Here is a 25,567-nt window from a genome sequence, read left to right as displayed (position 1 = left end):
GTAACTGTGACGTCCAGGGCAGGAAACAGGCCCGTAGCGCCTGCCGTCAGTGGGCAGGCACGAACAACTGCTGCCCTGGAAGGATCCGGCCACCGCGGAGGTCGTTCAGCTGGATGATTTCGGCAATGACTTCACGCGGGTCCCGCTCCGGCGCCGCAGCACCGGCGATACCCCACAGGGACTGGCCCGGCTGGACAGTGACGGACACCGCAACCGGCGGCTGCAACTGCGACTGGGAGTCGGAGGCCTTGGCGGGGGAAGTGACGACTCCGGCCAGGCTGAGGAGGGCGGCCACCAGCAGCATGGCCGGGATGCCGAAGAAGACCATACGGCCACGGCGGGTCAGACGAAGGCGTGCGGGAGCCTGTGTGGTGCGGAAATCAGCGAACGAAGTGATTGCGGACATGAGCTGAGCCCTTCTGAGCTATTGCGCTGCTCCGGGGCTTCCGGAGCAGCGCTGCCAATTCATTGTGTTCCTCCCGGCGCCGGATGTTCGAACGCTTTGTTCGAACATCCACCAGCAGCGCGAGGTTTATAGAACACATATTCGAACCTTGCTATGACATTTTTAGCACTTATCAACGAACGGTGTCGAGACTCGCTAGAACAAATGTTTGATAAACGCCTGTGCCTGTCCTACGTTTGAGTGAAGAAACAGCACTGTTTCAGTGGAACAGGAGGGTCTGACATTTTTCCCGGACCCTGCATCCCCGGCTCTCTCGGGGCGGAATGAAAGGCATTGGCGAACATGGCAGCGAAAGCCACAGGCGGCGGGGCACCCCTGCGAAGCCAACAGCCTCAAAAGACTCCCAAGAGCCTGACAGTTCGTCAGAAGAAGATCCTGGAGACCATCCAGCGCTCAGTCAACGACAACGGCTATCCGCCCAGCATGCGCGAAATCGGCGACACCGTAGGACTGGCCAGCCTGTCCAGCGTCACCCACCAGCTGTCCCAGCTGGAAAAACTCGGCTACCTCCGCAGGGATCCCAAGCGGCCCCGGGCCATGGAAGTGCTGATGCCCCTGACCCTCGACTCGGGTCCGATCCCGGGCGTCGAAGCTCCGGCAACGTTGCGAAGCGCCGGGGGCATGGCCGTCACCGAACTGGCAAGCGCCAGCGACACCGCCATGGTTCCGCTGGTCGGACGCATTGCAGCAGGTGGGCCCATCCTCGCCGACCAGACCGTTGAGGACGTGCTGCCGCTGCCCAGGCAGCTCGTGGGCCACGGTGAGCTCTTCATGCTCAAGGTCGCCGGCGACTCCATGATCGACGCCGCCATCTGCGACGGCGACTGGGTGGTTGTCCGCCGCCAGAACGACGCCATCAACGGCGACATCGTGGCGGCGCTGCTCGATGATGAAGCCACCGTGAAAACGTTCCGTCAACGTGACGGCCACACCTGGCTGCTGCCCCAGAACACCCAGTACGAACCCATCCTGGGCGACCAAGCCACCATCATGGGCAAGGTCGTGTCCGTACTTCGCTCCATCTAGCCTCTCAGGCCTTCCGGGCGGATCCCAGACGCTCCAGGACCCCGCGTACCACCGCGCGGTCCGTCGTGGCCCAGAAGGGCGGCAGAGCGGCCCGCAGGAAACCGCCGTAGCGTTCCGTCGAGAGTCGTGAGTCCAAAACTGCCACGACGCCCTTGTCCCCCGTCGAACGGATCAGGCGCCCTGCGCCCTGCGCCAGCCGGATGGCAGCGTGGGTGGCGGAAACTGCCATGAAGCCATTGCCGCCGGACTGCGCCACCGCACGGGAGCGGGCCGTCATGAGCGGATCATCCGGTCGCGGGAACGGGATGCGGTCAATGACCACGAGACGGCACGATCCACCCGGAACATCCACACCTTGCCACAGGGACATGGTTCCGAAGAGGCACGTATCTGGTTCATCGGCGAATTGCTTGACCAAGGCAGCCATGGTGGACTCGCCCTGGCAGAGAATGTCGACATCCAAGCGGAGGCGCATGGCATCGGCCGCCTCTTCGGCTGCCCGCCGTGACGAGAAGAGGCACAGCGCTCCCCCGCCCGAAGCCCGTATCAAATCTTCCAATTCGTCCAGGGCCTCCGGCGAAGTGCCGCGGCCGGGCTTGGGCAGGTGCTTTGCCACGTACAGCACCCCCTGCTTGGGGTAGTCGAACGGCGAACCGACGTCGATCCCCGTCCAGCTCGGGGCGCCATCACCAATCAGGCCGAGCCCTCCCGCGGCAGGCTCAAAAGCGGAACCGATGGCCAGTGTCGCCGACGTCAACACCACCGTGTGTCCTGCAAACAAACCCTCGCGCAAGCGTCCGGCCACGCTCAGGGGCGCGATGTTGATGAGCGCCGGAGCAGTGTCATCCGGTTGTGAGTAGCCCTGCTGGGGATCAAAGGTGCTGTTACGGGAGAACCAGACGACTTCGCGGTTCTCCTTGGCGGCAAGCATCCGCTCACACAGCTCAAGGATGAGCATGAGCCGTGAGCGCGCCAGTTGGCGGCCGCCGTCGGCTGCGTTGGATGCATCAGTCTTCGAATCCGACAAAGCGGCGCGGGTGGCGTCCCGCAGCTGGTCGAGGCAGTCAAGCTGTTCATCATTCAGGCCACTGGGCAGCAGTCCGTTGGGAACCCCCGCAATGGCCATATCAAGGCGGTCCGCGGCAGCGTTGAGGGCATCGACCGTAATGGCGGTGTGTTTACGTGCACTCGATGCCGCGGCATGAACCATGGCAACGGACAACTGCCCGGTGACGGCCCCGGTCACGCGGTCCTGCAACTCGTGGGCTTCGTCAACCACCACGACGTCGTATTCAGGGAGGACGGCCAGTCCTTCGAAAGCGCTGACAGCCAGCATCGCGTGGTTGGTGACAACGACGTCGGCCTCAGCGGCCCGCGCCCGGGCCAACTCGCTGAAGCACTCCTCCGCGAGAGGGCATTTCTGGGCCCCCAAGCACTCCATGGATGTCACGGACACCTGCCGCCAGGCCCGGTCCGTAACGCCGGGCATCAGTTCATCCCGGTCTCCCGTGGCAGTCTTTTCAGCCCATTCACGCAGACGGACGACTTCCTTGCCAAGCTGTGATTGCGGCCCTCCCATGGACGCCGCGAAGTGCGGAACACTGGTGTCCTCGCCCAAGGAGAACAGTTGGCCCTCCGACGGCTCCTCGCTGGGGAAGCCGCCCTCCAGCTTCTGCAGGCAGACGTAATTGGCACGGCCCTTCACGAGCGCCACGTTGACCGGCCGCTCGAGTGCGGGATTAATCGTCTCCAGGAGCCGTGGCAGATCCCTGCCCACAATCTGCGTCTGGAGTGCCAAGGTGGCGGTGGACACGAGCGTCGGCTTGTCGCTGTCCATGGAATGTGCGATCAACGGGATCAGGTAAGCCAACGACTTGCCTGTTCCCGTTCCCGCCTGGACCAGCAGATGCTCTCCGTTTTCGATGGCCCGGGTGACGTGCTTGGCCATCTCGTGCTGGCCGGCACGGCTTTGGCCGCCCATGCCTGCCACAGCCCGGTCCAACAATTCGAGAGTGGCCTTTTCCCCCACCGACTTGACGGCGTCCGCCGCCACCTTCTCAACCATTGCTGACGAATGACTCCAGCTCGGCCGCCAGTCCTTCACGGACCATGACCACTATGCGTGTGCCGTTTTCCTCGTGATCGATGCTGAGGATCTCCGAATCAGAGCTGTGCAGCTTGCTGATCAGCTCGCCGCGATCGTACGGAATCAGGAGCTCCAGCCGCACGCCCGGGCGCGGAATGGACCGGCTGATCTCCTCCAGCAGTTCAGCGATTCCCTGGCCCGTACGGGTGGAAACCACAGCATGGCGGGGTTCCTTCTGCTTAAGGCGTTCCACCACGAAGGGGTCTGCCACATCAACCTTGTTCAGGACGATGATTTCGGGAACCTTACGAGCATCCACCTCGGAAAAGACAGCCCGCACTGCGGCGATCTGCCCCTCGGGGTCCGGGTGCGAGGCGTCCACGACATGCAGGATGAGGTCCGCGTCAGCCACTTCCTCCAGTGTCGACCGGAAGGCCTCGACCAGTTGGGTGGGCAGGGAACGCACGAAGCCCACGGTGTCGGCCAGGGTGTAGCCGATGCCGTCGGGGGTTTGCGCTTTACGGACGGTCGGATCCAACGTGGCGAACAGCGCGTTCTCCACCAGGACGCCGGCATCTGTCAGGCGGTTCAACAGAGACGACTTACCGGCGTTGGTGTACCCTGCGATCGCGACGGACGGAACAGCATTACGACGGCGGTTGGCACGTTTGGTCTCGCGGGCCGGCTTCATCGCGGCGATTTCACGCCGAAGTTTGGCCATGCGCGTACGGATTCGGCGACGGTCCAGTTCGATTTTCGTTTCACCGGGACCACGTGAGCCCATGCCGGCGCCGGCACCACCGACCTGGCCACCGGCCTGGCGGGACATGGATTCACCCCAACCACGAAGGCGTGGAAGCAGGTATTCCAACTGGGCGAGCTCCACTTGGGCCTTGCCTTCGCGGCTCTTGGCGTGCTGGGCGAAGATGTCCAGGATGAGCGTGGTCCGGTCGACGACCTTGACCTTGACAATGTCCTCCAGCCCGCGTCGTTGGGACGGGGCCAGCTCGGTATCAACGACGACGGTATCCGCACCGGTGGCGGCGACGATGTCCTTGAGTTCCTGCGCCTTGCCGGAGCCGAGGAACGTTCCAGGGTCCGGCTTGGTGCGCCGCTGGACCAATCCATCAAGGACTTCCGAGCCCGCGGTTTCAGCCAGGGCCGCCAGTTCACGCAGGGAGTTCTCTGCGTCGGCCAAGGTGCCTTCTGTCCACAGGCCGGCGAGAACGACGCGCTCAAGGCGCAGCTGGCGGTATTCAACTTCGGTGACGTCTTCGAGTTCGGTGGACAATCCTGCGGTACGGCGCAGGGCGCGGCGTTCAGCGAGGTCTTCCTGGTCGCCGTCGAAAATGCTGTGCTCTTGGTCCAGGGTCGAGATGGCCTGCGCCTTGCCGAACACGCCATTGGCGTCGGTGTCCTCAGGTGCCTGCGCGGGGACATCCTTGGAAAGAATCCGGTCGATGACGGCCTGGATTTGTTCAGGACTCATGTCCTGGGCGTCGGAATCGGATCCGGAGTGCTTCTGGGTGGTCATGGTCTCCTTAGACTGTTCGGCAATTCCAGAATAGTGCTGTTTGTTGCTTGATGGGGCGCTCTTCGCGCTGGGCTGACCGGCTTTGGCCAAAGTGCCCTCCTGTGTGTTGGACGCCGGTGGCCTGCTGGGCTCTGGCGTCGGTGATCTGGGGGTGGATCCGCGGGAAGGCCTTGGCGTGTCGGAAGTCCTGGTGCTGGCCCCCATAGGTCCTGTGATGACACGACCTGGGATCGGGGGCGTGGATTGATCTTCTGAGCATCCGGCGCTACGGAATCGCAGCGATGGACGTTTGCCGTTGGGACCTGCCGGGCGGAAAGGCCGTAAGCCGGGCATTGGAGCCAAGCTGGGCCTGCATCGCGGGCGGTGCCGTCGTACGCCTGGAAGCCCAGGCGTGGATTCGGCGAATTACTCAAAGACCAAGAACATGGATTAAATACTATCAGCCCTGTCAAACCGGGCCTTGGTCGAAGGCAGTTTCCCAAGGCGCCGATAGCCAACTAATCTGGCAAATTATGGAGTCTGCACACTATTTCACTGCCCAACCGGCTGGACCGTTCACCCGCAAGCCGCTCACGGTGGAGCTCGCCGGGGCTACGCGCCATCTGCAGACCTCCTCGGGAATCTTCAGCCCCGACGGCATCGACAAGGGTACGGCGATCCTCCTATCCGAGGTCCCGCCCCCGTCGCCCCGTGGCAACCTTTTGGACATCGGCTGCGGTTGGGGCCCGATTGCCCTGACCCTCGGGTTGAAGGCACCGAATGCCCGTGTCTACGCCGTGGATGTCAACGAACGCTGCGTGGTGCTGACCAATGAGAATGCGGCCGCACTGGGCCTGGACAACGTAACGGCAAGCTTGCCGCAGGAGGTGGACCCCGCCGTCGAATTCGACACCATCTGGTCCAATCCCCCCATCCGCATCGGCAAGGACGAACTGCACTCGCTGCTGCTCACCTGGCTGCCCCGGCTCGCTCCCGGTGGCAACGCGTGGCTTGTGGTCCAAAAGAACCTGGGTTCGGACTCCCTGCAACGCTGGCTGGCAGCTGAACTGGACGAGTCATTCACGGTGTCCCGTGAAAGCACCTCCAAGTCCTTCAGGATCCTTCGCGTCAGGAAAGCGTCCCGCTAGCCACAATGACTGCAGGCCCGCTCAGCTCCACGTGCTCGCGGCCGCCCGCGCCCGGGAAGAATTTCACGCCGACGACGCCGCCGGGAACCTTCACATGCCAATCGTTGGGTGCCGTACTGCCCGCCCAGTGACGGATCGCCACCGCCGCTGCACAAGCTCCGGTGCCGCAGGACTGGGTCTCGCCCACTCCCCGCTCGTGCACGCGCATGGTGATGGTTCCCACTCCATCCTCCACCAACGGTTCAGCGGGGACGACAAATTCGACGTTCGTGCCATTGGCTGGCTTGGGGTCGACCACAGGGGCTTTGAACAACTGGGTGGCCGAGAGCTCGCTGAGTTCGGCCAGGGCAACAACCGTGTGCGGGTTGCCCATGCTGACCGAGAGACCGGGCCGGGCCACTTCCAGGCCGTCCGCGCTGACCAGGGCGTCCATGGCCTTGCTGGTTGCCTCTTCAGGGAAAATAAACTCCCAAGGACCCATGTCCACGGCATAACCGTTGGCGGTTCGCACCACCTTTTTGACGCCTCCACGTGTGCCGATCGTGAGGACCTCACCCGGTCCAAGATCGACCAGGCCCTGTTCGCTGAGGAAGTGGACAAAGACGCGCACGCCATTGCCGCACATTTCGGACAGGGAGCCATCGCCGTTGCGGTAGTCCATGAACCACTCCGCTGCGGGATCCACGTCCAGCAGTGCCCGGCCCTCCGGGAGGAACCGGGAGGGAACGGCACGGATCAGACCGTCGCCGCCGATGCCTGTGTGGCGGTTGCACAATTGGGCAACCTGCTCGGCGGTGATCTCGTGGGCGTCCCCGGGATCCGCAATCAGGACAAAGTCGTTGCCGGTTCCGTGCCCCTTGGAAAACGCCAATCCGGCAAGGCTTGAGGTGGCATTCGTGGCGTCGGCAGCGGAGGGCTGGCGCGTGGGAACTGCGGCGTTTGCATCCATGGAATCAAGGCTACCTTCCACGTGTGTTCGGCCAGAAATTGCCAAGCTATCCCTGCGCGCCAATCAGCGAGACTGCCTTGGCCACGATGTCGGGGTCCTTCCAGTCCAGCCAGGAAATCCGCGGATCAGCGCGGAACCAGGTGAGCTGGCGGCGGGCAAACTGCCTGGTGGCGACGATGGTTTCCTCGACTGCGTCCGGCACGTCCATATCGCCGTCCAGGACCTTGAGGAACTGGGCATAGCCCAAAGCCCGCGATGCTGTTTTCCCCCGCCGCAAGCCGTGGCCCTCGAGCCGCTGGACCTCGTCCCCCAGGCCGGCCTCCACCATCCGGTGCACGCGGTGGGCGAGCCGTTCCCTGAGTTCGTCGCGGTCCACGGACAAGCCGATCTGGACGGCGGGCTGGTAGTACTCGCGCTGGGGCATGAAGGAACTGAATGGCCGGCCCGTCAGTTCGAAAACCTCCAGTGCACGGATCACCCTTCGGGCGTCGCCCAGACGTGCGGCCGATACGGGATCCGCTTTTTCCAGCCGGGCCCTCAATGGAGCAAGTCCTTTTTCTTCGTACTCTTGCTCCAAGCTCTGCCTCAAGGCGGGATCTGTGCCCGGAAATTCGAGGATATCCAGTGCAGCGCGCACATAGAGCCCCGATCCGCCCACCACGATGGCACGCTTCCCGCGGGAGTGGACACCCTCAATGGCCGCGCGGCATTCCACCTGGAAGTCAGCCACACTTGCTTCTTCAGTTACGTCCAGGGTGTCCAGAAGATGATGGGGAATGCCCTTGCGCTCCTCCATGCTGATCTTCGCGGTGCCGATGTCCATGCCCCTGTAGAACTGCAGGGCATCGGCGTTGATCACTTCTCCGTCGAGGGCCAGGGCAAGATTGACGCCAAGATCCGACTTGCCCGAACCCGTAGGGCCTACGACGGCGATGACCTGCCGGGCGTCCTTGGAGTGCCGGCTTTCCCGGAAATGCGACATGGATTCCAGGCTCGGTTACGCGCGACGGACGGGCAGCGCGGGCATGCCCAAGGACACGCCCGTCTTGCCGTTGGAAGTGCCAGGAGCGGGGACACCGCAGGAGTCGGCCTGCGACCGGTCCCAGGCATCTCCGGCGCGGGAACGCCGCAGGACGTAGTCGGTGCTGCTTGCGGGGTCGGCTACCAGGTGGAATGCAGCAGCCTCCGTGATGGTCACGGTGACAAAGTCACCAGGACGCGGAGTTTCAGCCCCTTCCGGGACGGAGAAGTGGACGAGCCTCTGGTCTTTCGACCGGCCGGAGAGACGGTGGGTCTCCCCGGCTTTCCTGCCGGCCTGGGCCGTCACCAGCACCTCGACCTGGCGTCCAAGCTGAGCTGCGTTTTCTTCGGCAGCGATCCGGTCCTGCAAAGCTGTGAGCCGCTCGAAACGGTCTTGGACCACCGCTTTGGGCAGCTGGTCCGGAAGTTCAGCTGCCGGTGTTCCGGGACGCTTGGAGTACTGGAAGGTGAAGGCCGAGGAGAACCTGGACTTCCCGACGACATCCAACGTCGCCTGGAAGTCTTCCTCGGTCTCCCCTGGGAAGCCCACAATGATGTCTGTTGTAATCGCGGCGTGCGGAATCCGCTCCCGCACTTTGTCGAGGATGCCCAGGAAACGGCTGGAACGGTACGAACGACGCATGTCCTTGAGTACCTTGTCCGATCCCGACTGCAGGGGCATATGGAGCTGGGGCATCACGTTGGGGGTTTCAGCCATGGCATCAATGACATCGTCCGTGAACGCCGCCGGGTGGGGGCTGGTGAAACGCACCCGCTCGAGGCCTTCGATGTCGCCACAGGCCCGCAGCAGTTTGGAGAACGCCTGACGGTCGCCGAATTCAACGCCGTAGGAATTGACGTTCTGACCGAGAAGGGTGACTTCAACTACTCCGTCGTCAACGAGGGCCTGGATCTCGGCGAGGATCTCGCCGGGACGCCGGTCCTTTTCCTTGCCGCGGAGGGAGGGCACGATGCAGAACGTACAGGTGTTGTTGCATCCCACCGAAATGGAAACCCACCCGGAATACACGGATTCGCGCTTGGTCGGGAGCGTGGACGGGAAGACGTCCAGGGATTCCAAAATCTCGAGCTGGGCCTCATTGTTGTGACGGGCGCGGTTGAGGAGGGCCGGGAGCGCTCCAACGTTGTGCGTGCCAAAGACAGCGTCAACCCATGGCGCCTTCCGGACGATGGTTTCGCGGTCCTTCTGGGCCAGGCATCCCCCAACAGCGATTTGCATTCCGGGGTTGGCTTCTTTGACCTGCCGCAGTTGGCCAAGGTTCCCGTAGAGCTTGTTGTCCGCATTCTCGCGGACGGCGCAGGTATTGAAGACCACGACGTCGGCGAGATCGCCCTCGGCAGGCACGTAGCCGGCGTCCTCCAGCAATCCCGCCATGCGCTCTGAATCATGGACATTCATCTGGCAGCCGAAGGTGCGGACCTGGTAGGTCCTGGGCTCAGCAGAGGGACTGGCGGGCGCTGTTGGGGAAGGAATGGTCAAACTCACTACTCAAGGGTACCGGCTTCTGCAAGCACCTCACCGACGATTCTGAACGCCAATGAGGGGGCGTAGCCCTTGCGGGCCAACATGGAAGCCAACCTGCGCGTGTGCTTGTCCCGCTCAGCACGATCCGAAAGGTTCATGCCCGGGCGAAGCTTGCGCTCCACGAGATCGCGGGCAGCCGACTCTTCGTCTTGGTCGCTGAGCTGCGAGAGCGCATCTTCTGCCGACTCGAGGTCGATTCCCTTGTCCGCCAATTCGCGACGAAGCGCACTCTTGGCCAGCTTCTTGCTCTGCGAGCGGCTTCGAACCCACATCCGGGCAAACTCAGCGTCATCAATGAGCTGAACTTCCTCAAAGCGGTCCAGCACCGCTTCTGCGACTTCTTCGGGAACGTTGCGCTCAGCAAGTTTGCGGGACAACTGCAGCCGGCTCCGTGGCGCCATCGTCAACTGCCGAAGGACGATGGCGCGCGCCACGGATTCGGGGTCGGGCTCGGAATCTGCAGCTATGGCAGATTCCGGGTCCGGCCCGGTTCTAGCCGTCAACGGCCTTCAGCTTCGGGGAGTCTTCCTCCGGCTTGACGCCGACGCCGAGCTTCTCCTTGATCAGGCGCTCCAGCTCTTGGGCAAGCTCAGGGTTGTCCCGCAGGAATCGCCGGGAGTTTTCCATGCCTTGGCCAAGCTGATCGCCGTCATAGGTGAACCATGAACCCGACTTCTTGATGATGCCGTGCTCAACGCCCATGTCGATGATGCCGCCCTCGCGGGAGATGCCCTGACCGTAGATGATGTCGAACTCAGCGATCTTGAAGGGCGGAGCCATCTTGTTCTTGACGATCTTGGCCTTGGTGCGGTTACCGACGGAATCCGCGCCCTCCTTGAGGGTCTGGATGCGGCGGACGTCGATGCGGACCGATGCGTAGAACTTCAGGGCCTTACCACCGGTGGTGGTTTCCGGCGATCCGAAGAAGACGCCGATCTTCTCACGCAGCTGGTTGATGAAGATCGCGGTGGTCTTGGTCTGGCTCAGGCGGCCCGTGATCTTACGCAGGGCCTGGCTCATGAGACGGGCCTGAAGGCCAACGTGGGAGTCGCCCATCTCGCCTTCGATTTCGGCGCGGGGAACCAGGGCTGCCACGGAGTCGATGACGATGATGTCCAGCGAACCGGAACCCACCAGCATGTCCATGATTTCCAAGGCCTGCTCACCGGTATCCGGCTGGGAGACAAGGAGGGCATCGGTGTCTACGCCCAGCTTGGCGGCATAATCCGGGTCAAGCGCGTGTTCGGCGTCAATGAAGGCAGCGATGCCGCCCGCGCGCTGCGCGTTGGCCACGGCGTGCAGGGCAACGGTGGTCTTACCCGAGGATTCCGGGCCGTAGATTTCCACGACACGGCCACGGGGCAGGCCGCCAATGCCAAGGGCCACGTCCAGCGCAATGGACCCGGTGGGAATGACTTCGATGGGCGCGCGGGTATCGTCACCCAAGCGCATGATGGAGCCTTTGCCGAACTGCTTGTCAATCTGGGCAAGCGCTGCTTCGAGCGCCTTCTCACGATCCGGGGTTGCCGCCATGGTTCACACCTCTGATGCTTTCTCGCTGTGGAGTGGCCCGATAGGCCGCTTTCCTGTCATCTCAGACGCTATTACGGCGGCCTGACATTATTAGTTGCCGACTACGGCTATGTGGATAACCTGGCTGCCGGAAGCTGGGGAATGCGTCCTACGGAATCAATTTTCCTCTCAAAGGAGCATATCCCTATCCGAACAGATATTCGAACAACACTGCGGCGTGTCCCCACGCCCCGCAGCGGCAGCGCCAGTAGCTGTTCAGTTCGAAGCGGGCTTGATGTCCCTGCCCAGCCTGCGTTCGGGAGGCACGTCCTGTACCTCGCACACGGCCAGCCATACCTCGCGGGGATGGTATCCGGCAGCCAAAGCCTCAACAGCCGTGCGGCCTCCAACGCCGGCCAGGACCAACGAACTGGCCAGGACACGGGAGTAGCCGGCCCCGAACTCGTCGTCCATCAGTCGCCAAAAGTCACTTGCCCTCACGGATAGAGTCTCTCATGGCAGTGGACTCTAGAATGGTTGCCATGAGCAATCCTCTCCAGAGCACGCCGGGTTCGGCCGTGCCAGGCGACGACGTCGACGACGCCCTCCAGCAGGTCGAACACCAGCTGAGCCTGCTCTGGCGCCGCGCCCGTTCGATCTCCCATCAGTTGTCCCGTCAGGTTCATCCGGACATGGAACCGGCCGCCTATGGTCTCTTGACCGTCATCCGCAGGGAAGGCCCGATCCGGCTGACGGACCTGGCCACCTGCATCGGCGTGGGCAAGCCCTCCGTGAGCCGCCAGATCGCCTTCCTGGAGAGCATCGGCTTGGTTTACAAGGAAGCCGATCCCCAGGATGGCCGGGCACAGTCCATCCGCCTGACGGAGAAGGGCGAGGAAAAGATGCACCTGGTCCAGGATGCGCGCCGCCAGGTGTTTCGGGAGCGGCTCGGCGAATGGCCCCTGGAGGATGTCCAGACCTTGGCCGATTACATGGGACGCCTCAATGCCATCTACGGAGACGGCGCCCTGAAGGACCTTGGCCCCAAGGAACCTGGAATCGACACCGCCGATACTTCAGCCGGCGACTGACCTGCGATCAACCGCCCAAGCGGCCAGCGCCCGGAAAATCAGCACCAGTTAAATCAGCGCCAATGAAGAAGGTCCCCAGCCTGAGGCTGGGGACCTTCTTCATTGCTTGTAAGCGCCGCCTACCGGGCTCCGGAGAGCATTCCTTGGGGGAAGTCGTCCGTGAGGTCCAGATCGCGGCCGTAGCGCTGCGAGAATTCCTGGGGGACGGTGTCCGGAACGGCAACACCTTCTGCGACCGCTACGCGGTCGCTGACTTCGCGAAGCATGTGGGACAACGGAACGTCCAAGGCTGTGCAGATTGACGACAGGAGCTCGGAAGAAGCCTCCTTCTGGCCACGTTCCACTTCACTCAAGTAACCAAGTGAGACGCGGGCGCTGTGCGAAACCTCGCGGAGGGTACGGCCCTGACGCTGGCGGACATCGCGCAGTACATCACCGATCTCGTGGCGTAGTACAACCATTTTGCGCTCCTTCTGTTCGCTCTGTGTCTGATCAGCCAAGCCCACATCCTTCCAGCGGACAACGCCGTTTACGGATACGGGCTGCTTTACCATCTGTATCGCCATGCTCCCTCGTTGGTCCGGTTCGCCAGGTGGCGGACCGGGTATGTTTTTACATCCTAGGCGCCTCGGCTCTTCCGAAGCGACACAATGACACAACTATTGGCAATGAGTTTTTGTTCCCGACTACTTTACGAACGGTAACCAACGTCATCCAGCGCGGCAAGCAGACGCGCCAGGGCAGCCTCGCAGGCCTGTTCGCGGATGGACTGCCGGTCGCCGGCAAAGCTGTACTCAAAGGACGCCGCACCCCGTGACGAGGCGACGCCCACGAACACAGTGCCGACGGCCTTGCCATCGTGCGGCTCGGGGCCGGCAACGCCAGTGGTCGATATTCCAATGTCGGCAGCGCAAGCCCGGCGCGCGCCGTCGGCCATCGCCTCGGCGACGCCGCCGTCAACAGAACCAACCTCCGCGAGAAGAGCTTCCGGAACCCCCAGAACTGCGGCCTTGACGGAGTTCTGGTAGGCGACGACGCCGCCCTGCAACATGGCGGACGCACCCGGAGTGTTGGCGAGCGTCGCCGCGACAAGCCCGGCGGTCAATGACTCTGCCGTGGCAACCGTCAAACGGTTGCGGACAGCGATCCCTACGGCTGTTGTCGCAATGCCCGCTGCGGCCTCTCCGGACTTCATCGGCGACGTCCCGCCGCACGCAGCCGCATGGCTTGGATGACGTATTCGACGCCGGTCCACAGCGTGATGGCCAGGGCCACCATCATCACCCAGAACGCAACGTCGCCCAGCCACGGGGCGATGGCTTTCAGCGGGAGGACATAAAGGAAGATCGCCACGGTTTGAACGACGGTCTTGAGTTTTCCGCCGCGGGAGGCGGGCATGACGCCGTAACGGATGACCACAAAGCGCAGTGCCGTAATGCCCCATTCGCGAACCAGGATGAGGATGGTGACCCACCATGGCAGCTCCCCCAGGATGGACAGCAGCACCAAGGCTGAACCGATGAGCAGCTTGTCCGCGATCGGATCGGCGATCTTGCCGAAGTTCGTGATGAGGCCGCGCGCCCGGGCGATGTCGCCGTCGAGCTTGTCCGTGTAGATTGCTACCGCGAAAGCAAGCACCGCGGCCCAGCGCCAGATCCCGTACCCGCCGTTGTCGGCCACCAGGAACCAGACGAAGAAGGGCACCAGGACGATGCGCAGCATCGTCAGGATGTTGGGCAGGTTCCAGACATCGGAACTGCTGGAAGTAGCGTTATCGCCCTCGGCTGTAGTCACCCCTCTAGGCTACCGTCTCCGCGTCAGGCTCCCGGGGGGCTACCGCCCGGTGAGCGACCACGCGTCCTCGCCGCCCTCGTCATCATCGTCCGACGTGTCTGCGCCGTCGTAGTAGTCAATGGCCTGTGTCCGGTTGTCCAGGTCCGCCTGCACCAGGTCCTCTGCGTAACCGCCGACGGCGATGTTCGAGTTCGCGTTATCGCTCAAGGCCGCGGTGTGCGCGTCAGGAGCAGCGGGTGACTCCTGGCCCTTCATCGCAGCGAGAACGGCGGCAAGGTCATCGGGCTTGACCAGGACGTCACGTGCTTTGGAGCCCTCTGACGGACCCACCACACCACGGGATTCCAACAGGTCCATGAGGCGGCCAGCCTTGGCAAAGCCAACGCGCAGCTTGCGTTGCAGCATGGAGGTCGAGCCGAACTGCGTGGTGACCACGAGCTCGGTGGCCTGCAGGAGGACTTCGAGATCGTCTCCAATGTCGTCGTCAATCTGCTTCTTGGGCGCTTCGGCCGCGACATCGTCACGGTACACAGCCTGCAACTGGCCCTTGACGTGCTCCACGACCTTGTGGATTTCCGATTCCGAAACCCAGGCGCCCTGGACACGCATGGCCTTGGAGGCACCCATCGGCAGGAACAATGCGTCACCCTGGCCGATGAGCTTCTCGGCGCCCGGCTGGTCCAGCACAACCCGCGAGTCCGTAACCGACGAGGTGGCAAAAGCCATGCGGGAGGGCACGTTCGCCTTGATGAGGCCGGTGACGACGTCCACGGACGGTCGCTGGGTAGCCAGGACCAGGTGGATACCAGCGGCACGGGCCAACTGGGTGATGCGGACAATCGAGTCTTCGACGTCGCGCGGTGCCACCATCATGAGGTCGGCAAGTTCGTCCACGATCACCAGCAGGTACGGGTAAGGCTTGATGACGCGCTTCGAATCGACCGGAGGCGTTACTTTCCCTGCCCGGACGGCCTTGTTGAAGTCATCGATGTGTTTGTAGCCGTAGTTGGCGAGGTCGTCGTAGCGGGCGTCCATCTCCCGGACGACCCACTGCAGCGCCTCGGCGGCCTTCTTCGGGTTGGTGATGATGGGCGTGATGAGGTGTGGAACGCCCTCATAGGCCGTCAGTTCCACACGTTTGGGGTCCACCATGACCATGCGCACTTCGTCAGGGGTGGCCCGCATGAGGATGGAGGTGATCATCGAGTTCACAAAGCTCGACTTACCTGCACCGGTAGCACCGGCAACCAGGAGGTGGGGCATCTTGGCAAGGTTGGCCACGACGTAGCCACCCTCGACGTCCTTGCCCACGCCCATGACCATGGGGTGGTCCGTGCGGCGCGCGTTCTGGCTCCGGAGGACATCGCCAAGGGACACGGTCTCACGGTCGGTGTTGGGGATTTCGATACCGATGGCGGACTTGCCCGGGATGGGACTGAGGATGCGGACATCGCTGGACGCCACGGCGTAGGAAATGTTCTTCGACAACGCCGTGACGCGTTCGACCTTGGTGCCTGGCGAAAGCTCGATCTCGTAACGGGTCACCGTGGGACCACGGCTGAAGCCGGTCACCTGCGCGTCGACGTTGAACTGCGTGAGGGTGTCCGTCAGGGCGGCGACGACGGCGTCATTGGCTTCCGTGCGCTCCTTCGGAATAGAGCCCGGCGTCAGGTAGTCCGAGGCCGGCAGCGTGTACGTGACATCGCCGGCGAGTGACAACTGCTCCGTCCGCTGCGGAATCGGCGTGGGGGGCGGCGGCGGGGTCGCAGGGCGCGCCGGGACCTGCGGCGCCACGGGCGCGGTCATTTCCGGCGTCAGGACGGGGATGGCTTCGGTGGGGTTGTCGATGCCGGGGTTCGCTCCAGCGAGGCCTTGGGCGGCCTTGATCTTCTCCACCGCGATTTCAGCCTGCGTCGGGCGTCGCACGCCGGGCGGGACGCGGGGCGCGGACGCAGCCGGAGGTTCGTCGTCGTCGACAATTGCGTGCTCGAACGCCTCGTCACCGACGTAACCTTCCAAACCGGCGTCGGGTTCTTCGTCCTTGCCGAAGAGGCGCATGCGCTTCTTCTTTTTGGGCGCTGAGGCGTCGTTGCCATAAAGATAACTGCGGTCGTGCTCGTCCTTGCCGAACTCGTCCATGAGATCGACGCCCATGAGGTGTTCATAGGCGCCCCGGATCCGCGCCGGAATCGCGCCGAACGGGGTCGCAGTGACAATCAGCAGGGAAACAAAGGCCAGGAGGCTGTAGATGATGACAGGAACAGCCACATGGATGGCTGCAAGCGGGGCCGCTGCGAGGAAGCCCAGCATGCCGCCCGCCCGGCGCAGTCCGTCAAAACCGTCGGCAACGGTGGGTTGCCCGCCGATGACCTGGGCCAGTCCGGAACCGGCCAGGGTCATGATCAGGAAGCCGATGCCCACACGGTTGTTGCCACGGCCGTCCTGCGGCTTCCGGAACAAGCGGAAGGCGCACACAAAAAGCATGAAAGGCAGGATCAACGACATCCAGCCAAAGGTCCCGTTGACCACGCTGTAGACGATGTCGGGAAGCCAACCTGTAAGGCCCCACCAGGCAAAGGTGGCAATGGCGACGCCCAGCACCAGATTGAACAGCGCCGCGCCGTCCCTGCGGTCCGCGGGGTCGAGGTCGCTGACGTCGTGGCCGATGCGCCGGACGCCGGCACCCACCACGTGCCCTATCCCCTGCCAGGCACCGGAGAGCATGCGAAGCGGCAGCGGAGCTTGAGGCTCGACGGAGGCCGCTTGCTTGGTGCGGGCAGTGCTGCCCCGGCCGCTTTTGCCGGCCGCGGCGCTGGATTTGGATGCGGCTCCGCTCCGGCCGTTGCCGCCGGATTTACTGCTTGAGCTGCCTCGTGGCGTGGAGGTAGTACGGGTCGCCATAGGTGCCACGCTACCCCAAGGGGGTCTGAAATCCGCGGATTTCAGACCCCCTTGGGTATTCATGTTGCCGGCAGGCTACGCCTCGAGGACCACCGGAATGATCATCGGACGACGGCGGAGCTTTCGGTTCACCCAGGTACCAATGACCCTGCGCACCACTTGCTGAAGCTGGTGGTTGGTGTGGTCTGTGTGATTGAGCACAGCCTCTTCGAGGGCAGTATTGATCTTGGGGATGATCTCGTCGAAAACGGAGTCGTCCTCGGCCACGCCACGGGCATGGATCTCAGGACCGGACACGATCTTTCCGGTGGCCCGGTTGATGACCGTGATGACGGAAATAAAGCCTTCGTCTCCCAGAACGCGGCGGTCCTTCAGGTCGGCGTCGGTAATCTCGCCAACGCTGGAACCATCGACGTACACGAATCCGACTTCCACCTGGCCCACTATGTTGGCCACGTGGTCCTTGAGGTCGATCACAGTGCCGTTGTCGCTGAGGATGATGCCGTCAGAGGGCACCCCCGACTCCAGGGCGATGTTGCCGTTGGCGATCAGATGCCGTGTTTCACCGTGGACAGGCATGGCGTTGAGCGGTTCAAGGATGTTGTAGCAGTAGAGCAATTCCCCGGCTGCCGCGTGCCCGGAGACGTGCACTTTGGCCGTGCCCTTGTGAATGACGTCGGCGCCGAGCTTGAGAAGGCCGTTGATGATGCGGAACACGGCATTCTCGTTGCCCGGGATAAGGCTGGACGCCAGGATGACGGTGTCGCCCTTGCCGACAATGACCCGGTGGTCGCCGTTGGCCATCCGCGACAGCGCCGCCATGGGCTCACCCTGGGACCCGGTGGACATGAGGACCACACGGTCGTCCGGCAGGTTGTCGATGTTCTTGATGTCAACCAGGATGTTGTCCGGCACCTCCAGGTACCCCAACTTGGCCGCGATGGCCATGTTCCGGACCATGGAACGGCCTACGAAGGCCACCTGGCGGCCATGCCTGGCCGCGGCATCGAGGACCTGCTGGACACGGTGGACGTGGGAAGAGAAGGAAGCAACGATGATGCGCTTCTTCGCCTGTCCGAACAATCGGTCCAGGGTGGGCCCGATCTCCTTTTCGGCCGTGGTGAACCCGGGGACATCGGCGTTGGTGGAGTCCGCCATGAAGAGGTCCACGCCTTCTTCACCCAGGCGGGCGAAGTGCCGGAGGTCCGTAATACGGCCGTCCAGCGGCAACTGGTCCATCTTGAAGTCGCCGGTGTGCAGCACAGTGCCACCCTCAGTGCGGATGAAGACCGCCAAGGCATCCGGGATGGAGTGGTTGACTGCAACGAACTCGCACTCGAAGGGACCGAACTGCTCCACCTGCCCCTCGGTGACAGTGAGCGTGTAGGGCTTGATCCGGTGCTCCTGGAGCTTCGCTTCCACCAGGGCAAGCGTGAGCTGTGAACCGATCAGCGGAATGTCGGCCTTGAGGCGCAGCAGGTAGGGAACCGCGCCGATGTGGTCTTCGTGTCCGTGGGTCAGGACCACGCCCACGACGTCATCCAGCCGGTTCTCGATGTACGAGAAATCGGGCAGGATCAGATCAACGCCAGGCTGCGTTTCCTCGGGGAACAGCACCCCGCAGTCCACAATGAGCAACTTGCCGTTGATTTCGAAGACCGCCATGTTGCGGCCGATCTCTCCCAGTCCACCGAGCGGAACGATCCGCAGCGTGCCTTTGGGCAGTTTCGGCGGCGTAACCAGTCCGGGAAGGGCGGTTTGGGTCATATTGTGCTACTTTCCGGCAGAACCATCCTGGACGCTGAAGTCCATTCCAGCTTCCGCCAAGTCCCCGCGGATGATTGCGATCTCGGCCGCGTCCGGCTCCACGAGGGGCAAACGGACAACCGAGTTGGGCAGGACTCCCTGCCACTTGAGAATCTGCTTGGCGGCTACTGCGCCCTGGACCCGCGTCATGGTTCCACGGACCACGGGTTCCAATTCAAAGTTGATGGACCGCGCCGTGGCGAGGTCGTTGTTGTTGACGGCGTCGATCAGCTCGCGGAAGCGACGCGTGGCCACGTGGGTGGTGACGCCCACAAGGCCGACGGCGCCGAGCGCCATCCACTGCAGGGTCAGGCCGTCGTCGCCCGAGTAGAAGAGGAGATCGGTCTCGGCCATGACGCGCGTCGCGGCGGCGAAATCAGCCTTGGCGTCCTTGACGGCCACGATGTTCTGGTGCTTTGCCAGCTCGATCATGGTCTCCGGCGCAATGGCGATGGAGGAACGCCCCGGGATGTCATAGAGCATGACGGGCAAATCGGTGGACGATGCGATGGTTTCGAAGTGCGCGCGCACGCCGGCCTGGCTCGGCTTGTTGTAGTACGGGGTGACGATCAGGAGACCATCGACGCCCAACTCCGCTGCGCGCTGGGACAGGTGTACCGAGTGGGCGGTGTCGTTGGTGCCGGTACCGGCGATGATGGCAGCCTTGCCACCCACCGCTTCCTTGACCGCACGGAACATGCCCAGGTTTTCATCGTCCGTAAGCGTGGAGGTCTCCCCCGTGGTGCCGGTTACCACGAGTCCGTCGCAGCCGTCCTGGACAAGCTTTTCCGCCAGTGCTGCGGCTTGGTCGTAGTCAACCTTGCCGTCCTCGGTGAACGGGGTGACCATGGCGGTCAGCAGGGTACCAAGGGCAGGAATGGGCGTACGAACGTCAGACATAGGAAAAACGTTACCTTGTCACGGCCATGTTGGAAGAATGAAGACCGCGTGACGGTCCTCATTGACTCCCCCAACACTCAGGCTGCACGCCACGAAGGCTAGGCGGCTCCCGGCGCCTTGGCCGGTTGGCCCGTGCAGTACTGGCCCACGGCACGCTCTTTAAGCTGCTCCGCCCAGGCGACCAACCGCTGGGAGGCCCGAACATATTCGAACAATTCCAGCGGGGTCAGCGACTCCACATCGGTCTCCGACAACCGACGGGCCAACTCGGCACCGGGAGCCTGCTCAGCCAGCACCGTGCCCTCCCTGCGCCATTGCGTGTCCTCGGGAGGTTCACCGGTCACAAGTTGCCTGAAAAGGAAGTCGACAACTCCCGGGCTCATCGCTTTCATGGGACCGCCCGGACTGCCCGGCTGCAGTGGAACTTCATTCATGCCGCCATGGTATTCGAACATATATTCGAACACAAGGGCAGGTGGCATTGCGGTGATCCCGTCCCATCCGCGAGGCAGGGAGGCTGGCTGTGAGACGATCGCTGCATGACTTCGCAAGAGACGGCGCCTCCGCGGAAAGCACCAGGTCAGGGTACGGCAACTCCCCGGCTCATCGGCGTCGACGCTGCCCGGGGAGCGGCTCTGCTTGGCATGATGGCGACCCACTTGATGCCGACGTTCGGCCCCGCGCCCCAGTGGGAGCCAACGATGGTTGGCTTGGTGTTCTCAGGCCGTTCAGCTGCCCTGTTTGCTGTACTGGCCGGAATCGGCTTGGCCCTGACCACCGGTAAGCAGCAGCCACGCAGCGGTGCGGAGCTATGGTCCGCTCGGGGCGGCGTGGCCATGCGCGCCCTGGTGATCGCCGTCGTCGGACTGACGCTCGGCGGCCTGGACGTCAACGTCGCGGTGATCCTTGTGCACTACGCGGTGTTGTTCCTGTGCATCCTGCCGTTCCTCGGCTTGCAGCTGAAGGCCTTGTGTTTCTGGGCCGCGGGATGGATCGTCGGCTCACCGGTCCTTGCGTACCTGATCCGCCCCATGCTGTTGGACGCGGAGCCGCCACTGCAGTTGGGGCACAATCCTGGTTGGGAGGACCTGGAATCGCCCGGTCGCCTCCTCGCAGACCTGTTCTTCACTGGCTATTACCCCGTGTGCCAGTGGATCTCCTACCTTCTGGTCGGCCTGGTGATCGGGCGGCTGGCCCTGACGACGGCGAAGGTGCAGCTGATGCTGCTGACGTGCGGAATTGTCGCGGCGAGTGTCGCAAAAGTGCTGGGGACCCTGGCCATGGAAGCGTGGGGTGGCCGCGCTGCCCTGTCCGTGTTGCCCGGAACCAGGGGGTACCCGCTGGAAAGCATGCTCCAGGTCAATCTCACAGGGCTGCAGCAAGTGGATTCGTGGTGGTGGCTGGCCACGGCGTCACCCCACGCGGGCACCACCCTGGACCTGGTGCACACCAGCGGTGTGGCTGCCGCTGGTGTGGGCTTCTTCCTGCTCCTGGGCAGGGTGTCCGAACGCGTCGGAGTCAATGTCCTGATACTGCTCAGTGGTCCGGGCGCCATGACCCTAAGCCTGTATTCGGCACATGTATGGGTGGTTTCCAGCTTTACCAACCAACCCCTGCCAGCTGGGTGGACCGACGAGGGAATGTACTGGGCGCAAGCGCTGTGCGCCATCAGCATCGGGGTTTGCTTTGCCGTTCTCGGGCGGCGCGGGCCACTGGAATGGGTGGCCCACCTGGCCTCAAGGCTAGGCAGTTACCGCCCCGCTGCCGTGGGCTGAGAGCGGAAGAGCTTCACGGCGTCCCGCATGGACGCCCGGGCACGTTTGCGGTCGCCAGAGGCGTCATAGGCGCAGCTCAGCCGGAACCAGGAACGCCAATCGTCGGGCGCCGCCTCAGCCTCAGCGCGGTACTTCTCAAACTCGGCATCTGCTGCTGCACGCACGATCCGACCACCTGGTGTCCGGGGCAGGTTGTCTTCGGGCAGTCCACCTTCGGCCTCCAAGACCTTGGCCATCTGCTCCGTGCGGGCGCCGAAGAGAAGTTCGCGGATCAATGCCCATGCACCAATGACCGGAAGCACCAGATAGGCCGCTCCGATCCCCTTCGCTACCAGATTGGGGTCACCGAGCAGGAGGAACGAGCGCTGCACTGAGACCACCAGGTACAACACCAGCAGCAGGGTGATGGCTCCTACCCAGATCTTGGTGCGGTTTTTCTTCAGGGCTGACAGGAAATTCGCCACGGTCTAAAGCCCCAGGTCCAGGTAGCCGTCCAGGCCGACCGTCAGTCCAGGGTTTGCTGCGACCTTGCGCAGTCCCAACAGGACACCGGGCATGAACGAGGCACGGTCGAAGGAGTCGTGGCGCAGGGTCAGCTGCTCGCCGGGTCCACCAAAGAGCACTTCCTGATGGGCCACCAGCCCGCGGAGCCGGACGCTGTGGACACGGACGCCGTCCACGTCGCAACCCCGGGCCCCGTCCAGCGACGTCTCCGTGGCATCCGGGCTGGCCGGGACACCAGCCTCCTGGCGGGCCTCCGCGATCAGCTGTGCTGTCCGCACGGCGGTGCCCGAAGGCGCATCCACCTTGTTGGGGTGGTGAAGCTCGATGATTTCCACGGATTCGAAATACTGCGATGCCTTGGCCGCGAACGCACTGGCAAGCACCGATCCAAGGGCAAAGTTGGGAGCGATCAGGACACCGGTGTCCGGCTTCTGCTCCAAGAGGGTCCGCAAGGATTCCAGCCGCTGCGCATCCCAGCCGGTGGTACCCACAACAGCGTGGATCCCATGCTCGACGGCAAAGCGCACATTGGTTTCGGTGATGTCCGGAACGGTGAGGTCGACAACGTACTGTGCACCGGCGTCGAGCAGTTTCTCCAGGGAATCACCACGGCCGAGGGCGGCCACCAAAGTCATGTCCCCGGCTGCTTCAACGGCCTTAACGGCTTCGATTCCCATGCGCCCGTGGGCGCCCAGCACTGCAACAGCAAGTTGTTCGGTCATGCCGTTAACCCTACCGCCGGGCCGGGCCCGGGAAGGAACCGTGACTCCCGCCTACTCCCCCGCGCCAACCCACTCAACGGTGCCATCGGAGAAGAACTGTTCCTTCCAAATGGGAACCTGCTCCTTGACCCGGTCAACGAGTTCGGAGCACACCGCAAACGCCTGTCCGCGGTGGGCAGCTGCCACAGCGCATACCAACGCGGGATCGCCGATCTCCAGCATGCCGATCCTGTGGGCGGCCCAAATGCGGACCGGCTGGTCAGCTTCTCCCGAGTGTTCAGCGACGAGCTGCGCGACGACATCGGACATGACCTGGTGAGCTGTGGGATGTGCACTGTAGCTCAACCGGTCCACTGCTTTGCCGCCGTCGTGGTTCCGCACCACGCCACTGAAGCTGACCACCGCGCCGGCAGTATCCGATTCCACTGCCCTGATGGCTTGGTCCACCGAGATCGGCTCGGAGCTCAAGACAGCGCTGACAACCTCGAAGTCCGTTTCAGTGTCCATGGTTTCCTTCCAATTGCTCGCAGAGATGGCCAATGACGGGGTCAAGGACGGCGAGTCCGTCCATGACTCCCTTGGGCGATCCCGGCAGGTTGATGATGAATGTCTTCCCGGCAGCGCCTGCGTGGCCGCGGCTGAGCATAGCCATGGGGGTCTTGGCGGCGCCCGCACGTCGGATGCCTTCCATGATTCCCGGGATTTCCCGGTCCAGCAGTGGCAGCGTCATTTCAGGTGTCTTGTCGTCCGGGCTGAGGCCCGTTCCTCCGCTGGTGATGACAACGGCCGGTTCCTGGGTCAGAAGTGCCCTGAGCGCGGCACCCACAGGTTCGCCGTCAGGAACAACCATGGTGGGGAAGGTGTCGAAACCGTGTTCCTTGAGCCAGTCGAGAATCACTGGCCCTGTTTCGTCGTTGTACAGACCGGCTGCCGCCCGGGTGGAGGCAATCACGACGCCGGCCTTCCGGGACCCGTGTGCGTGGGGCTCGCACGCGCTCATGCGTCCGCCTCTCCGTCACGGGAATCCCTGGAAACATCCCAGCTACCACTCTTGCCGCCACTCTTGGACAGGACGCGTATGTCGCTGAGCACCGCGTGTTTGTCCACGGCCTTGATCATGTCGTAGACGCTCAACGCAGCCACCGAGGCCGCTGTCAAGGCTTCCATCTCGACGCCGGTCACACCCCGGGTCTTGACGGTGGCCAGGATTCCCACCGAATCGGTGGACAGTTCGAAGTCCACAGTGACCTTTGAAATGGGCAAAGGATGGCACAGCGGGATCAATTCGGGGGTCTTCTTTGCCGCCATGATTCCGGCGACCCGCGCCACGGCCAGGGCATCGCCCTTGGGCAGTTCGCCCGCGCCCAACAGGGCCAGGACTTCAGCAGTGGAGCGGACCGTGGCCGTAGCTGTGGCTTCGCGGGTGGTCACGGCTTTGTCGGAGACATCCACCATCTGGGCAGTGCCGTCCTGCCGCAGATGGGTCAGGCCCGTGGTGCCTGCCGGGTTTTCGGGAGTGTGGTTCACAGCATCCATACTTCCACTTCGTCACCTTCGGCGAGTTCCGTGACGTCTTCGGGGATCTGCACCAAAGCATTGGCACGGGCCAAGGCATGGACCAGGTGGGACCCTGCACCGCCCTCCATGCGTACGACACCGTCCAAGGCGGTCGCCCGGCGCACCTGATGTTTGCCTTGGGGAGATGCGAGGCCCTCAGCGAGGCGTGCCTTCAGCACTGGCCGGGGTGCGGGGGCCCCGGTCGCCTGGGACAAGGCGGGGCGCAGGAACATCTCAAAGGAGACCAGGCAGCTGACCGGATTTCCCGGGAAGCCAATGAACGGTACCCCGTTGTAGGTTCCCAGCCCCTGGGGCCCGCCCGGTTGCATGGCGACATGGAGGAAGTCCACCGGCTGCCCTGCCATGGCAAGACGAACGACTTCGTAGGCTCCTTTGCTGACTCCCCCGGTGGTGACAATGACGTCAACCGGGGCGCCGCCGTCGTTCCCGGTTGCGAGGTGACGGTCCAGGACCGCCACCAGAGCCTCCGGTTTGTCGTCCGAGATACCGGTGCGGACTACCTCCAGCCCGGCCTGCCGCATTGAGGTTTCCAGCAAAGTGCCGTTGGAGTCATAGATTTTGCCCGGTGACAGTTCCGCGCCCGGCTCTAGGACCTCGTCCCCGGTAGTGAGCAGCAGGACACGTACAGGCTCGCGGACTTCCACCTCCACCATCCCCAAGGCTGCCAGCAGACCCAGCTGACCAGGACCCAGCAAAGTGCCGGCAGCAAGCGCCAGCGCACCCTTGTCAATGTCACTGCCGCGTCGACGCACGTACGTCCCGGGTTCGACTACCGGCAGCCCGACCTCCGCGTCCAGCACGGTCGGCGCCGGGAAGCTGCTGGGCGTAGCCTTCTCGACAGGTACGACGGCGTCCGCGCCCTCAGGCATCATGGCCCCGGTCATGATGGGGGCAGCGTGGCCCGGCTCCAGGGCCGCCGGAGCGGCACCTGCCGGAACGGGCGCCAACACCGGAAGCTTCGCTCCGCCGCCGGGAATGTCCGCGGAACGGACGGCAAAGCCGTCCATTTGGGAGTTATCGAACGGCGGCAGGGCCAGCGGTGCGTGGACGTCGACGGCGAGCGCCTTTCCGAGCGCGTCCACCAGCGGAAGCCGCAGTGTTCCCTTCCTGGCGGTGACGGCCGTCAACAGTTCCACCACTGCCTGGCGATGGGCTGCAACAGATCGGGACACGGGAATCCTCCTGGGGCACGTGGGCTTCCGGCAAACAACCGGCCGTTCCCAGAGTAGA

At 63.6% G+C, this 25,567-nt stretch carries 26 protein-coding genes; 4 read left to right on the top strand and 22 right to left on the bottom strand.

Annotated elements, in window-relative coordinates; genetic code table 11:
- Positions 1 to 46: 46 nt before the first annotated feature.
- Positions 47 to 406 carry a LysM peptidoglycan-binding domain-containing protein gene (locus FDP28_RS18445; RefSeq protein ID WP_144663053.1) on the bottom strand — a complete coding sequence of 120 codons (360 nt, stop codon included), beginning with the start codon at positions 404 to 406 and terminating at the stop codon, positions 47 to 49.
- 342 nt (positions 407 to 748) lie between these two features.
- On the opposite strand from FDP28_RS18445, the gene lexA reads away from it, so the two are divergent.
- Entirely contained in the window at positions 749 to 1,492 is a 744-nt protein-coding gene (gene lexA, locus FDP28_RS18440; protein WP_144663052.1) for a transcriptional repressor LexA, read from the top strand.
- 4 nt (positions 1,493 to 1,496) lie between these two features.
- Here lexA and FDP28_RS18435 read toward each other — a convergent pair whose 3' ends face one another.
- Positions 1,497 to 3,557: an ATP-dependent DNA helicase gene (locus tag FDP28_RS18435; RefSeq protein ID WP_144663051.1), complete on the bottom strand. Its 2,061-nt coding sequence runs from the start codon at positions 3,555 to 3,557 to the stop codon at positions 1,497 to 1,499.
- Positions 3,550 to 5,112, bottom strand: coding sequence for a GTPase HflX (hflX, locus tag FDP28_RS18430; protein ID WP_144663050.1), 1,563 nt, complete (start codon positions 5,110 to 5,112; stop codon positions 3,550 to 3,552). The genes FDP28_RS18435 and hflX overlap by 8 nt, the downstream gene beginning before the upstream one ends.
- 512 nt (positions 5,113 to 5,624) lie before the next feature.
- On the opposite strand from hflX, the gene FDP28_RS18425 reads away from it, so the two are divergent.
- Positions 5,625 to 6,239 (top strand): class I SAM-dependent methyltransferase, encoded by a 615-nt coding sequence (locus FDP28_RS18425; RefSeq protein WP_144663049.1) that lies wholly within the window; start codon positions 5,625 to 5,627, stop codon positions 6,237 to 6,239.
- Here FDP28_RS18425 and dapF read toward each other — a convergent pair.
- The 6 genes from dapF to FDP28_RS18395 all read right to left on the bottom strand — a co-directional run bounded on the left by dapF (position 6,220) and on the right by FDP28_RS18395 (position 11,767).
- Entirely contained in the window at positions 6,220 to 7,188 is a 969-nt protein-coding gene (gene dapF, locus FDP28_RS18420; RefSeq protein ID WP_144663048.1) for a diaminopimelate epimerase, read from the bottom strand. The genes FDP28_RS18425 and dapF overlap by 20 nt on opposite strands.
- Positions 7,189 to 7,234: 46 nt before the next feature.
- Positions 7,235 to 8,170 carry a tRNA (adenosine(37)-N6)-dimethylallyltransferase MiaA gene (miaA, locus tag FDP28_RS18415; protein ID WP_144663047.1) on the bottom strand — a complete coding sequence of 312 codons (936 nt, stop codon included), beginning with the start codon at positions 8,168 to 8,170 and terminating at the stop codon, positions 7,235 to 7,237.
- A gap of 15 nt (positions 8,171 to 8,185) precedes the next feature.
- Positions 8,186 to 9,715, bottom strand: coding sequence for a tRNA (N6-isopentenyl adenosine(37)-C2)-methylthiotransferase MiaB (miaB, locus tag FDP28_RS18410; protein ID WP_144663046.1), 1,530 nt, complete (start codon positions 9,713 to 9,715; stop codon positions 8,186 to 8,188).
- A complete protein-coding gene (locus FDP28_RS18405) occupies positions 9,715 to 10,257 on the bottom strand; it encodes a regulatory protein RecX (protein WP_144663045.1) in 543 nt (180 codons plus the stop codon). The genes miaB and FDP28_RS18405 overlap by 1 nt, the downstream gene beginning before the upstream one ends.
- Positions 10,247 to 11,287 (bottom strand): recombinase RecA, encoded by a 1,041-nt coding sequence (gene recA, locus FDP28_RS18400; protein WP_018779075.1) that lies wholly within the window; start codon positions 11,285 to 11,287, stop codon positions 10,247 to 10,249. The genes FDP28_RS18405 and recA overlap by 11 nt, the downstream gene beginning before the upstream one ends.
- Before the next feature lie 255 nt (positions 11,288 to 11,542).
- Positions 11,543 to 11,767, bottom strand: a complete 225-nt coding sequence (locus FDP28_RS18395; RefSeq protein WP_144663044.1) for a DUF3046 domain-containing protein — start codon at positions 11,765 to 11,767, stop codon at positions 11,543 to 11,545.
- 41 nt (positions 11,768 to 11,808) lie between these two features.
- On the opposite strand from FDP28_RS18395, the gene FDP28_RS18390 reads away from it, so the two are divergent.
- On the top strand, positions 11,809 to 12,357 hold the full coding sequence (locus tag FDP28_RS18390; RefSeq protein ID WP_186313711.1) for a MarR family winged helix-turn-helix transcriptional regulator: 549 nt from the start codon (positions 11,809 to 11,811) through the stop codon (positions 12,355 to 12,357).
- A gap of 119 nt (positions 12,358 to 12,476) precedes the next feature.
- On the opposite strand, the gene FDP28_RS18385 is transcribed toward FDP28_RS18390, so the two are convergent.
- From FDP28_RS18385 to FDP28_RS18355, 7 genes are all read right to left on the bottom strand, one after another.
- Entirely contained in the window at positions 12,477 to 12,911 is a 435-nt protein-coding gene (locus tag FDP28_RS18385; RefSeq protein WP_024820363.1) for a helix-turn-helix domain-containing protein, read from the bottom strand.
- Positions 12,912 to 13,048: 137 nt separating this feature from the next.
- The gene (locus FDP28_RS18380) at positions 13,049 to 13,552 is read right to left on the bottom strand and encodes a CinA family protein (RefSeq protein ID WP_144663043.1); all 504 of its coding nucleotides are present in this window, start codon (positions 13,550 to 13,552) and stop codon (positions 13,049 to 13,051) included.
- Positions 13,549 to 14,151 (bottom strand): CDP-diacylglycerol--glycerol-3-phosphate 3-phosphatidyltransferase, encoded by a 603-nt coding sequence (gene pgsA, locus FDP28_RS18375; protein ID WP_144663042.1) that lies wholly within the window; start codon positions 14,149 to 14,151, stop codon positions 13,549 to 13,551. The genes FDP28_RS18380 and pgsA overlap by 4 nt, the downstream gene beginning before the upstream one ends.
- 39 nt (positions 14,152 to 14,190) lie before the next feature.
- A complete protein-coding gene (locus tag FDP28_RS18370) occupies positions 14,191 to 17,052 on the bottom strand; it encodes an FtsK/SpoIIIE family DNA translocase (RefSeq protein ID WP_144663041.1) in 2,862 nt (953 codons plus the stop codon).
- A 75-nt stretch (positions 17,053 to 17,127) separates the two neighbouring features.
- The gene (locus FDP28_RS18365; RefSeq protein ID WP_144663040.1) at positions 17,128 to 18,819 is read right to left on the bottom strand and encodes a ribonuclease J; all 1,692 of its coding nucleotides are present in this window, start codon (positions 18,817 to 18,819) and stop codon (positions 17,128 to 17,130) included.
- A 6-nt stretch (positions 18,820 to 18,825) separates the two neighbouring features.
- Positions 18,826 to 19,758, bottom strand: a complete 933-nt coding sequence (gene dapA, locus FDP28_RS18360) for a 4-hydroxy-tetrahydrodipicolinate synthase (protein WP_144663039.1) — start codon at positions 19,756 to 19,758, stop codon at positions 18,826 to 18,828.
- A gap of 98 nt (positions 19,759 to 19,856) precedes the next feature.
- On the bottom strand, positions 19,857 to 20,192 hold the full coding sequence (locus FDP28_RS18355; RefSeq protein ID WP_144663038.1) for a hypothetical protein: 336 nt from the start codon (positions 20,190 to 20,192) through the stop codon (positions 19,857 to 19,859).
- A gap of 105 nt (positions 20,193 to 20,297) precedes the next feature.
- Here FDP28_RS18355 and FDP28_RS18350 point away from each other — a divergent pair, with 105 nt between their 5' ends.
- Entirely contained in the window at positions 20,298 to 21,533 is a 1,236-nt protein-coding gene (locus tag FDP28_RS18350) for a heparan-alpha-glucosaminide N-acetyltransferase domain-containing protein (protein WP_144663037.1), read from the top strand.
- Here the strand turns inward: FDP28_RS18350 and FDP28_RS18345 are convergent.
- The 6 genes from FDP28_RS18345 to FDP28_RS18320 are packed head-to-tail and all read right to left on the bottom strand — an operon-like array spanning position 21,509 to position 25,515.
- Entirely contained in the window at positions 21,509 to 21,997 is a 489-nt protein-coding gene (locus FDP28_RS18345; RefSeq protein WP_144663036.1) for a hypothetical protein, read from the bottom strand. The genes FDP28_RS18350 and FDP28_RS18345 overlap by 25 nt on opposite strands.
- 3 nt (positions 21,998 to 22,000) lie before the next feature.
- Positions 22,001 to 22,759 (bottom strand): 4-hydroxy-tetrahydrodipicolinate reductase, encoded by a 759-nt coding sequence (dapB, locus tag FDP28_RS18340; protein WP_144663035.1) that lies wholly within the window; start codon positions 22,757 to 22,759, stop codon positions 22,001 to 22,003.
- A 51-nt stretch (positions 22,760 to 22,810) separates the two neighbouring features.
- Positions 22,811 to 23,266, bottom strand: coding sequence for a molybdenum cofactor biosynthesis protein MoaE (locus FDP28_RS18335; protein ID WP_144663034.1), 456 nt, complete (start codon positions 23,264 to 23,266; stop codon positions 22,811 to 22,813).
- A complete protein-coding gene (locus FDP28_RS18330) occupies positions 23,256 to 23,759 on the bottom strand; it encodes a MogA/MoaB family molybdenum cofactor biosynthesis protein (protein ID WP_144663033.1) in 504 nt (167 codons plus the stop codon). Before FDP28_RS18330 ends, FDP28_RS18335 begins: the two co-directional genes overlap by 11 nt.
- Entirely contained in the window at positions 23,756 to 24,295 is a 540-nt protein-coding gene (gene moaC / locus FDP28_RS18325; protein ID WP_144663032.1) for a cyclic pyranopterin monophosphate synthase MoaC, read from the bottom strand. Before moaC ends, FDP28_RS18330 begins: the two co-directional genes overlap by 4 nt.
- Positions 24,283 to 25,515: a molybdopterin molybdotransferase MoeA gene (locus FDP28_RS18320; RefSeq protein WP_144663098.1), complete on the bottom strand. Its 1,233-nt coding sequence runs from the start codon at positions 25,513 to 25,515 to the stop codon at positions 24,283 to 24,285. The genes moaC and FDP28_RS18320 overlap by 13 nt, the downstream gene beginning before the upstream one ends.
- Between the last annotated feature and the right edge of the window lie 52 nt (positions 25,516 to 25,567).

It is taken from the genome of Paenarthrobacter nicotinovorans (genome assembly GCF_007670255.1).
In the GTDB taxonomy this organism is placed as follows: domain Bacteria; phylum Actinomycetota; class Actinomycetes; order Actinomycetales; family Micrococcaceae; genus Arthrobacter; species Arthrobacter nicotinovorans_B.
This window is presented reverse-complemented; position numbering and strand designations above follow the sequence as displayed.

Bases quoted from the DNA above. Each gene is read 5' to 3' on its own strand.
- FDP28_RS18445 (WP_144663053.1), bottom strand. From the start codon at position 406: ATGTCCGCAATCACTTCGTTCGCTGATTTCCGCACCACACAGGCTCCC.
- lexA (WP_144663052.1), top strand. From the start codon at position 749: ATGGCAGCGAAAGCCACAGGCGGCGGGGCACCCCTGCGAAGCCAACAG.
- FDP28_RS18435 (WP_144663051.1), bottom strand. From the start codon at position 3,557: ATGGTTGAGAAGGTGGCGGCGGACGCCGTCAAGTCGGTGGGGGAAAAG.
- hflX (WP_144663050.1), bottom strand. From the start codon at position 5,112: ATGACCACCCAGAAGCACTCCGGATCCGATTCCGACGCCCAGGACATG.
- FDP28_RS18425 (WP_144663049.1), top strand. From the start codon at position 5,625: ATGGAGTCTGCACACTATTTCACTGCCCAACCGGCTGGACCGTTCACC.
- dapF (WP_144663048.1), bottom strand. From the start codon at position 7,188: ATGGATGCAAACGCCGCAGTTCCCACGCGCCAGCCCTCCGCTGCCGAC.
- miaA (WP_144663047.1), bottom strand. From the start codon at position 8,170: ATGTCGCATTTCCGGGAAAGCCGGCACTCCAAGGACGCCCGGCAGGTC.
- recA (WP_018779075.1), bottom strand. From the start codon at position 11,287: ATGGCGGCAACCCCGGATCGTGAGAAGGCGCTCGAAGCAGCGCTTGCC.
- FDP28_RS18390 (WP_186313711.1), top strand. From the start codon at position 11,809: ATGAGCAATCCTCTCCAGAGCACGCCGGGTTCGGCCGTGCCAGGCGAC.
- FDP28_RS18385 (WP_024820363.1), bottom strand. From the start codon at position 12,911: ATGGTAAAGCAGCCCGTATCCGTAAACGGCGTTGTCCGCTGGAAGGAT.
- FDP28_RS18380 (WP_144663043.1), bottom strand. From the start codon at position 13,552: ATGAAGTCCGGAGAGGCCGCAGCGGGCATTGCGACAACAGCCGTAGGG.
- FDP28_RS18370 (WP_144663041.1), bottom strand. From the start codon at position 17,052: ATGGCGACCCGTACTACCTCCACGCCACGAGGCAGCTCAAGCAGTAAA.
- FDP28_RS18365 (WP_144663040.1), bottom strand. From the start codon at position 18,819: ATGACCCAAACCGCCCTTCCCGGACTGGTTACGCCGCCGAAACTGCCC.
- dapA (WP_144663039.1), bottom strand. From the start codon at position 19,758: ATGTCTGACGTTCGTACGCCCATTCCTGCCCTTGGTACCCTGCTGACC.
- FDP28_RS18355 (WP_144663038.1), bottom strand. From the start codon at position 20,192: ATGAATGAAGTTCCACTGCAGCCGGGCAGTCCGGGCGGTCCCATGAAA.
- FDP28_RS18350 (WP_144663037.1), top strand. From the start codon at position 20,298: ATGACTTCGCAAGAGACGGCGCCTCCGCGGAAAGCACCAGGTCAGGGT.
- dapB (WP_144663035.1), bottom strand. From the start codon at position 22,759: ATGACCGAACAACTTGCTGTTGCAGTGCTGGGCGCCCACGGGCGCATG.
- FDP28_RS18335 (WP_144663034.1), bottom strand. From the start codon at position 23,266: ATGGACACTGAAACGGACTTCGAGGTTGTCAGCGCTGTCTTGAGCTCC.
- FDP28_RS18330 (WP_144663033.1), bottom strand. From the start codon at position 23,759: ATGAGCGCGTGCGAGCCCCACGCACACGGGTCCCGGAAGGCCGGCGTC.
- moaC (WP_144663032.1), bottom strand. From the start codon at position 24,295: ATGGATGCTGTGAACCACACTCCCGAAAACCCGGCAGGCACCACGGGC.